Consider the following 8220-nt stretch of genomic DNA (forward strand, 5'->3'; position numbering starts at 1 on the left):
GAGGGCGCGGCGGCAGCCGCAGCAGACGCTCTGCGTTCTCCGTCGAGCCGCGGCCCGCTCACGGGGCCGCCGTCGTCGCCGACCCGTCGTCGACGGTGGGGAGGCCGGTGTCTCCAGGGGCCGGGATCGTCGAGGTGGGCACCTCGCGCTGGGGCGGCACCGGCGGCAGCGCCGAGCCGGAGAGCTCCCCGACACCGTAGTGACCCACCTGCTCCGCCAGGGCCCAGGCGGAGGCCATGGCAGTGGCGACCTGACCGGCGACGCTGTCGAGGTTGTCCACGGTCGACACTGAGTCCGCCAGGTCCCGGTCCTGGCGTACGGCTGTCACGAGCGGGTCGACGGGCGTGTCGTCGACGTCGTGCACGGTCTCGGCGCCGGTGCCGGCGACGACGAGCGGGGTCTGCAGCTCCGCGAGGGAGCGGACCAGCTCCAGCCGCAGACCCAGCTGCTCGGCGCCAGCGGTCTCGGTGGTCTCCTGGGCGGTCAGCCCGCCGGTCTCGAGGACGAGCACATCGGCCGGGCGACGGTCGGAGATCTCGACCGAGGAACCGTCGCGCCAGGTCAGGTCCACGACACCCTCCTGCTCGAGAGCATCTGCCGCCCGGAGCCAGGCGCCGGCGTGGCCGACCTCGTCGGCTCCCGAGAGCGTCGCCGCGAGCACGGTGGCCAGCGACGGGCCGGACCCGTCGCCGGTCGGCGGGTCCGCCAGCTCGGCGGAGAGAGCGGTGAGCAGCTCGCCGAGCTCGGGCGACGGCTCCTCGTCGCCAGCCCGCTCGGCGAGCTCCGCGGTCAGCACCAGGTCGGCACCGGCGGACTCGAGCCGGTCCTCGAGCTCACCGAGGGCGTTGCGGTCGGCCCCCGGCAGGGTGACGACGGCGACGCGGACCCCGTCCAGGGTGCCCGGCAGGGCAGCCGCCGCGAGCCCCTCGATCGCCTCGTCCTTGGCCTCGGCGCGCCGCGAGGCCGCGTCCACCTGGGCGCGCAGGTCGAGACGCTCCTCGCGCAGCTGGGACACCTCGCTCTCGAGCGTCGCGGACAGCCCCTCGCGCAGTGGGCCGGCCCCGAGGGCGATCCCCACGGCGAGCGCGATGAACACGGCCACCAGGGAGACCAGGTGGTAGCGGAAGTCGATCACCGAAACAGTCCCTCGATCCAGGCCCAGACGTCGTCCCATCGTACGGCGAGCACGCCCAGGACCGCCCGACCGCCAGGTGTGGCGGAGAGGGCGACGACGAGCGCGAAGAGGCCGGCGAGCACCAGCCACGACAAGGACAGGGTCGAGATCCGCGACCGGTAGAGCAGACTCACCCCCTTGGCGTCGACGAGCTTGCTGCCGAGCCGCAGGCGGGTGAGGAAGGTGCTGGCCATCCCCTGGCGACCCTTGTCGAGGAACTCGATGAGGGTGGCGTGAGTGCCCACGGCGACCACGAGCTCGGCCCCCTTGTCGTCGGCGAGCAGCATCGCCACGTCCTCGCTGGTGCCTGGCGCCGGGAGGACGACCGCGTCGGTGACGCCGAGCGCCTCGACCCGCTCCAGCCCCGGCGCGCGCCCGTCGCGGTAGGCGTGCACGACGAGCTCGGCGCCGCTGGTCAGCGCCCGGTCGGAGACCGAGTCCATGTCGCCGACGATGAGGTCGGGCCGCAGGCCCTGCTCCAGCAGCGCGTCCGCGCCGCCGTCGACGCCGATGAGGACAGGCCTGGCCTCGCGGATGAACGGTCGCAGGGTGTGCAGGTCCTCCTTGTAGTGGTAGCCCCGGACCACCACGAGTGCGTAGCGCCCCTGGAGGTTGGTTCGCAGCGGCGGGACCTCGATCCCGTCGATGAGCAGCTGCCGCTCGGCGCGGACGTACTCCATGGTGTTGACCGAGAACGCCTCGATCTGGGTGGACAGGTTGGTCCGCGCGTCCTCCAGCTGCGCGGCGACCAGGGCCTCGGTCAGGCGGACCCCGCGGGCGACGACAGCTCCGTCGACGGACAGGGCGTCCCCCTCGAGGGTGGCCGTGCTGCCCTCCTCGATCTCCATGACGGTCGGGCCGGCCATGTCCAGCACCGGGATCCCGGCGTCGAGCAGGATCTCCGGACCGCGGTTGGGGTAGGCCCCCGTGGTGCTGGGCGCCGCGTTGACCACCGCGGCCGGCCGGCACGCCACCAGGGCGTGCGCGCTCACCAGGTCGAGGTCGTCGTGGTCGATGACCGCGACGTCGCCCGCCTGCAGGCGCTTGGTCAGGTCCTTGGTGCGCGCGTCCACCCGGACCGTGCCGGTGACCGTCGTCGGGGGGGTATGCCGCTTCTCGGCCTTCCGTCGTCTCGCCGTCACGAGGCCGCCCCCGCGGCACGACGGCCGATGAGCTCCCGGGCGTGCTCGAGCGCCGCCTCGGAGTCGGCGACGCCCCCGAGCATGCGGGCGACCTCCGCCTCGCGCTCGGCCCCCTCGACGACCGCGACGCCGCTCCGCGTCACCTGCCCGTCGGTGCTCTTGCGCACGACGAGGTGACGGTCGGCGTAGGCGGCCACCTGCCCGAGGTGCGTGACGACGATGACCTGCGCGGTGTCGGCCAGGCGGGCCAGGCGCGCGCCGAGGTCGAGGGCAGCCCGGCCGCCGACGCCTGCGTCCACCTCGTCGAAGACGTAGGTGGGGACGCCTCCACCTCCGCAGACCACCTCCAGGGCCAGCATCACGCGGGAGAGCTCACCACCCGAGGCCGCTCGGGCCACCGACCGCGCCGGGGCGCCCGGGTTGGCCGCGAGGCGGATCTCGACCTCGTCCAGCCCGTGCGACCGGGGCTGCGCCGTCCGGCCGTCGGGCAGCGGCACCAGCCCGCTCTCGTCGTCCCTCTCGGCCGGCTCCACGACGCGGGGCGCGACGTGCACGGACAGCGTCGCACTCCCCATGGCCAGGTGACGGAGCTCCGCGCCCACCTCCTGCCCCACCCGCTCGGCCGTCTGCCGCCTGAGCTCGCTGAGCTCCCAGCCCAGCCGCCCCACCTCGGACCCGAGCGCGGTCGTGGCCTCGGCGAGCGCGGCGCGGTCCTCGTCGGAGATGTCCAGCGTCGCCAGCTCCACAGCCGCCGAACGCGCGAACGCCAGCGCCTCGACCGTGCCCGGACCGAAGCGGCGCAGCAGCGCGCCGAGCTCGGACCGTCGACGGTGCACCTCGTCGAGACGCTCCTCGTCGACCTCGATCCCGCTGGCGTAGGAGGCCAGGTCGGCCGCCAGGTCCGCGGTCAGGTAGGCGATCTCCTCCAGCCGCTGCCGGAGCCCGGCGAGCTCCTCGTCGTGCGCGCTGGCGGGTGCCAGGGCCGCCGCGGCCCCGGAGAGCAGCTCCCCCGCGAACGGCTGGTCCTCCCCCATCCCGTCGGGCCCGGCCAGCAGGTCGTGCGCCTGCTGCGCGGCGTTGCGCAGCTCCTCGGCATAGGTCAGTCGCTCCGACTCCGCCCGCAGCGTGTCCTCCTCGCCCTCCTGCGGGTCGACGGCCTCGATCTCCTCCAGCGCCGAGCGCAGGGTGGTGATCCGCAGCTCGCGCTCGACGGAGGTGCGGGCCAGCTCGGCCAGGCGCGCCCGCGAGGCGAGCCACGCCTCATACCGCGCCCGGTATGCCGCCAGCGCGTCCGCGATCTGCCGACCGCCCGCCTCGTCCAGCAGGATGCGGTGCTGCTCCGCGTCGCGCAGCCGCCACTGGTCGGCCTGACCGTGGACCGCGACGAGGTGCTCCCCCACCTCGGTGAGCACCCCGACCGGGGCGCTGCGACCGCCGACGTGGGCGCGCGAGCGCCCCTCGGCGGCGACCGTCCGGGCCAGCAGCAGACCGTCGGCCACGTCCCCGCCGGCCTCCTCGACCCGCCGGGCGGCCGGGTGGTCGACGGGCACGTCGACCTCGCCCTCCACCACGGCCTGACCCACGCCGACGCGCACGAGCCCGGCGTCCGCACGGGCGCCCAGGAGCAGCCCGAGCCCGCTGACGACCATGGTCTTGCCCGCGCCGGTCTCACCGGTGATGACGTTGAGACCGTCGGTCAGCTCGAGCTCGGCGTCGTCGATGACCCCGAGCCCCTGGATCCGGATCCGACGGAACGTCATTCGGTCTCCTCCGTGCCGCCCGACCCGGCCACTCGGTCGCTGTCCTGGAAGGCGACGGTGTCGTGGCCGACCTGGGTCTTGAGCCGGCCCGGGACGCCGTGCGCAGGGCCGCGCCAGCCGGAGACCGGAAGTCCGAACTTGGCGACCAGCCGGTCGGTGAAGGGTCCCTGGGTGAGCCTCGCGAGCAGCACGGGGGTCTCGGAGCGACGCACCTCCACGCGGGCGCCGGCGGGCAGCTCGACCGATCGGCGGCCGTCGCACCACATCACGCCCGGCACGTAGGAGTGCGGCACGACCTCGATGGCCAGCCGGGTCTGCGGGCCGAGGACCAGAGGACGGGCGAAGAGCGCGTGGGCGGAGATCGGCACCAGCAGCAGCGCCTCGACGTCCGGCCACATGATCGGTCCTCCTGCGGAGAAGGCGTAGGCGGTCGAACCCGTGGGCGTGGCCATCACCACCCCGTCGCAGCCCCACGTCGACAGGGGTCGGCCGTCCACCTCCACCGCCAGCTCGAGCATCCGCTCGCGGACGGACTTCTCGACCGACGCCTCGTTGAGGGCCCAGGTGGAGCACACGATGCGCCCGTCCTGGACCACGTCGACGTCGACGGTCATGCGCCTTTCGATGCGGTAGTCGCGCGTCACGATGCGCTCGACGATCACGTCGACGTCGTCGCGCTCGGCCTCGGCGAGGAAGCCCACCCGGCCCAGGTTGACCCCGAGGAGCGGGGTGCCCGTGGGGCGGGCGATCTCGGCACCGCGCAGGATGGTGCCGTCACCGCCGAAGACGACGACGAGCTCGCAGCCCGAGGCGTCCACCGGCGTCGGTGCCAGATCCCCCGTCGAGCCCAGCTCGGCCGCGCTCCCGTGCGTCGGCTGCCCCTCGGGCGCCAGCTCGACCTCGATACCGTGCGTGCCCAGCCGGTCGGCGAACTCCTCGACGAGGTCGGGGATGTCGGGTCGCGACGGGTGGGTCACGAGCATGATCCGACGGGTCACGTCTCCTCCTCCGTGCGTAGCTGGGCGCAGACCACTTCCTGGTCCTGCGGCGACAGGCCCCAGTTCATCATGCCGGGCCGCCACGGGCGGGCCCAGAGGAGGTACTCGATGTTGCCGGCGCCGCCCCGCACGGGTGAGCGGAGCACGCCGAAGGGGGCCAGACCGGTCTCGCGCACGGTGTCGAGCACGGACCGGAGGACCTCCTGCCGCAGGTCGGCGGAGCGCACGACACCGTCGTGGGCCAGCCGTCCGGCACCCACCTCGAACTGCGGCTTGACGAGCAGGACCACGTCCGCGTCCGGCCGGAGCAGGTCGGGCACCGCGCGCAGCACGTGGGCGACGGAGATGAAGGAGACGTCGCCGACCACGACGTCGACCGTTCCTCCGATCGTCTCTGCCGTGGTCTGGCGGATGTTGGTCCCGGGCAGGTCCGTGACGTCGGGGTGGTCGCTCAGCGTCGGGTCGAGCTGGCCGTGGCCCACGTCGAGGGCGACCACGTGGGCGGCCCCTCGGCGCAGGAGGACCTGGGTGAAGCCGCCTGTGGAGGCGCCGACGTCCAGGCACCGCCGACCCTCGACCGTCAGCCCCTCACGGGCCCAGCGGGCGAGGGCGTGCTCCAGCTTGACCGCGCCGCGGCCAACCCAACCTGCGGCGATCCAGTCGGACTCGTCCCCCTGGCGGCCCCCGACCACCGAGATCTCCTGGTCTGCGCCCACCGGGTGGGAGACCTTGATGACCGCGGAACCGTCCACCTGCACCCGTCCGTCGCGGACCAGCGCCTGCGCCTGGGTGCGCGACCGGGCGAGGCCGCGTGCCACGAGCGCGGCATCCAGCCGCTGCCGAGCGGTCACCGAGAAGGTGGCCCCGGCCGCGCCGAGCCCGGAGGTGCTGGCGGGGGCGGCGTGGGAGAGGTCAGCCGCGCCTGCAGGGCGCGGTGCGCCTCAGCCGCCGCCTCCAGCTGCTCCGCCGGCTCGCCGTCGAGGGCGTTGACGAAGGCCGCGACGGCCTCGTCGACCACCCGGTCGCCGGTCGAGGGTGGGGCGTGCGGGCTGGGCGCGTGCGCGTCGTCGCGGGGCTCGTGGGAAGGGCCGCCTGTCATGAGGCGCTCCACAGGTGGGCGAGGTCCGGGATCCGCGCGGCGACATGGTCGGGCCGCTCGTGGGGGTTCGCCGCGGCCGCCTCCTCCGCGGTGGAGACGCCCGTGAGGACCAGGGCGCTGCGCATGCCGACGGCGACGGCGCCGGCGATGTCGGTGTCGAGCCGGTCCCCGAGCATGAGGCACTCCTCCAGCGGGATCTCAAGACGCGAGAGCGCCATCCGGTAGGCCGGCGCGTGCGGCTTGCCGACCACCTCGGGGCGGCTGCCCGTGGCGTTGGCGACGGCGGCCACCAGGGAGCCGTTGCCCACGGCCAGCCCACGAGCCGTCGGGAGCGTGGCGTCGTCGTTCGTGGCGACCCAGGCGGCGCCGGCGCGCACGGCATACACGGCCTCGGTGAGGTCACCGACGCAGACGGAGGCGCCGTATCCCTGGAGGACGGCAGCCACGTGCAGCGGCCTATCGGTGCTCGCCCGGTCGCGGACCTGGGCGGCGGAGACCCAGGGGAGACCTTCCTCGGTCAGCGCCGTCCCGACTCCCTCACCGCCGACCGCAAGGACCACCTGACCCTCGTCCAGGCGCACCTGCCCACGCTCGTGACGCTCGGCCAACGCGCGGGCGCCGACCTGGGAGGCGGTGAGCACCTCGGAGGGCCGCGTCGGCAGCCCGAGGCTCGAGATGTGAGCCGCGACGTCCTCCGGGGTCCGGGAGGCGTTGTTGGTCATGAAGAGCAACCGAACGCCGGCCTCCCGGGCGGAGACCAGGCCCTCGACCGCTCCGTCGCAGGCATGGTCCCCTCGGTAGACGACGCCGTCGAGGTCGCAGAGCATGCCCCGGACACGGGGGCCGCTCACCGACCCGGCTCCCCGTCCCCGGCGTCGCGCGGGCCCTCAGTGTCCTGGAGGTCGTCCTCCTCATCGACGAGATCGACCACCTCGGGCTCGGTCTCAAGCCCCAGCACCTCGCGGACGTCGGTCTCCCCGGCCTCGTCAAGCTCGGCAGCACGGGCGTACCACTCCTGGGCCTCGACCTCCTGCCCGTCCGCCTCGAGGGCGGCGGCGTAGGCGTAGCGCAGGCGGGCGGCCCACGGGGCCTTGGGGCTGCCGGCCCTGGCCAGGTCGCGCAGGTGCTGCACAGCAGCCGCGGTCTGGCCCAGGTCACCCCGGGCCCCGGACACGACGATCGCCATCTCGATCTGCTCTGCGGGCGCAAGGCGCTTCGCCTCCGGGCTCGCGGCCAGCTCCAGCGCGCGCTCCGGCCGGCCCAGCCCCCGCTCCGCGTCGGCCATCAGCGGCAGCAGGTGGTTCAGTCCGGAGAGCCGGCGCGCGGTGCGGAACTCCGCGAGGGCCTTGGCCCACTCGCCGCGCCGGTAGTGGACGACGCCCAGCGTCTCGCGCACGCCCGCGACGCGACCGGCTCGACGGCCCGCCTCCTGGGCGTGCTCAAGGGCCAGGTCGAAGTCCTCGGCGTCCAGGGCACGTCCCACCGCGACCAGGTGCCTGGCCACGCCCTCCGCGTTGTCCTTGGAGAGTGTGAGCAGCTCAGAGCGTAACTCTTTAGCAAGCTGGCCCGCCTCGATGTCGTCGGGCAGCTCGGGCTCCCGAGGACGCTTGGGACGGTCGGAGAACCGATCACCCCCACGGTCGTCACGATCGCGCCTGGGACGGTCGGAGAACCGGTCACCACCACGGTCGTCACGGTCCCGACGCGGGCGGTCCGAGAACCGGTCACCGCCCCGCTCGTCACGATCGCGCCTGGGACGGTCGGAGAACCGATCACCCCCTCGGTCGTCACGGTCCCGACGCGGACGGTCCGAGAACCGGTCACCACCACGTCGAGGCCGGCCCTCCGGACGCTCCTCGCCGCGCCTCTGGTCGCGATCATCAGTCACTGCAACACCTCTCCTCGCCGCAGACGGCGGTCTCATCGGCCCAGACATGCGGATGGGCCCTGACCGACACCGTGGTGTCGATCAGGGCCCATCCTAAGTGTGGTCCGGCGGTGTCCTACTCTCCCACACCGTCTCCAGTGCAGTACCATCGGCGCTGTC

Annotated in this window: 8 protein-coding genes; all 8 read right to left on the bottom strand. The window is 74.1% G+C overall.

Annotated features, from left to right (window positions below; genetic code table 11):
- Positions 1-58: 58 nt before the first annotated feature.
- Genes IEV65_RS07785 through IEV65_RS07820 form a run of 8 tightly spaced genes read right to left on the bottom strand, consistent with a single transcriptional unit; the run spans position 59 to position 7677 of the window.
- The gene (locus tag IEV65_RS07785) at positions 59-1135 is read right to left on the bottom strand and encodes a copper transporter (RefSeq protein ID WP_188429296.1); all 1077 of its coding nucleotides are present in this window, start codon (positions 1133-1135) and stop codon (positions 59-61) included.
- On the bottom strand, positions 1132-2316 hold the full coding sequence (gene steA / locus IEV65_RS07790; protein ID WP_188429298.1) for a putative cytokinetic ring protein SteA: 1185 nt from the start codon (positions 2314-2316) through the stop codon (positions 1132-1134). The genes IEV65_RS07785 and steA overlap by 4 nt, the downstream gene beginning before the upstream one ends.
- Positions 2313-4076 (bottom strand): DNA repair protein RecN, encoded by a 1764-nt coding sequence (gene recN / locus IEV65_RS07795; RefSeq protein WP_188429299.1) that lies wholly within the window; start codon positions 4074-4076, stop codon positions 2313-2315. Before recN ends, steA begins: the two co-directional genes overlap by 4 nt.
- Entirely contained in the window at positions 4073-5074 is a 1002-nt protein-coding gene (locus tag IEV65_RS07800; protein ID WP_229735020.1) for an NAD kinase, read from the bottom strand. The genes recN and IEV65_RS07800 overlap by 4 nt, the downstream gene beginning before the upstream one ends.
- Positions 5071-5925: a TlyA family RNA methyltransferase gene (locus tag IEV65_RS07805; protein ID WP_188429300.1), complete on the bottom strand. Its 855-nt coding sequence runs from the start codon at positions 5923-5925 to the stop codon at positions 5071-5073. The genes IEV65_RS07800 and IEV65_RS07805 overlap by 4 nt, the downstream gene beginning before the upstream one ends.
- Positions 5922-6173 carry a hypothetical protein gene (locus tag IEV65_RS07810; protein ID WP_188429301.1) on the bottom strand — a complete coding sequence of 84 codons (252 nt, stop codon included), beginning with the start codon at positions 6171-6173 and terminating at the stop codon, positions 5922-5924. The genes IEV65_RS07805 and IEV65_RS07810 overlap by 4 nt, the downstream gene beginning before the upstream one ends.
- The gene (locus IEV65_RS07815) at positions 6170-7024 is read right to left on the bottom strand and encodes an HAD-IIA family hydrolase (protein WP_229735021.1); all 855 of its coding nucleotides are present in this window, start codon (positions 7022-7024) and stop codon (positions 6170-6172) included. Before IEV65_RS07815 ends, IEV65_RS07810 begins: the two co-directional genes overlap by 4 nt.
- The gene (locus IEV65_RS07820) at positions 7021-7677 is read right to left on the bottom strand and encodes a tetratricopeptide repeat protein (RefSeq protein ID WP_229735022.1); all 657 of its coding nucleotides are present in this window, start codon (positions 7675-7677) and stop codon (positions 7021-7023) included. The genes IEV65_RS07815 and IEV65_RS07820 overlap by 4 nt, the downstream gene beginning before the upstream one ends.
- Positions 7678-8220: the final 543 nt, after the last annotated feature.

Source organism: Ornithinimicrobium tianjinense (assembly GCF_014636495.1).
GTDB lineage: Bacteria > Actinomycetota > Actinomycetes > Actinomycetales > Dermatophilaceae > Ornithinicoccus > Ornithinicoccus tianjinensis.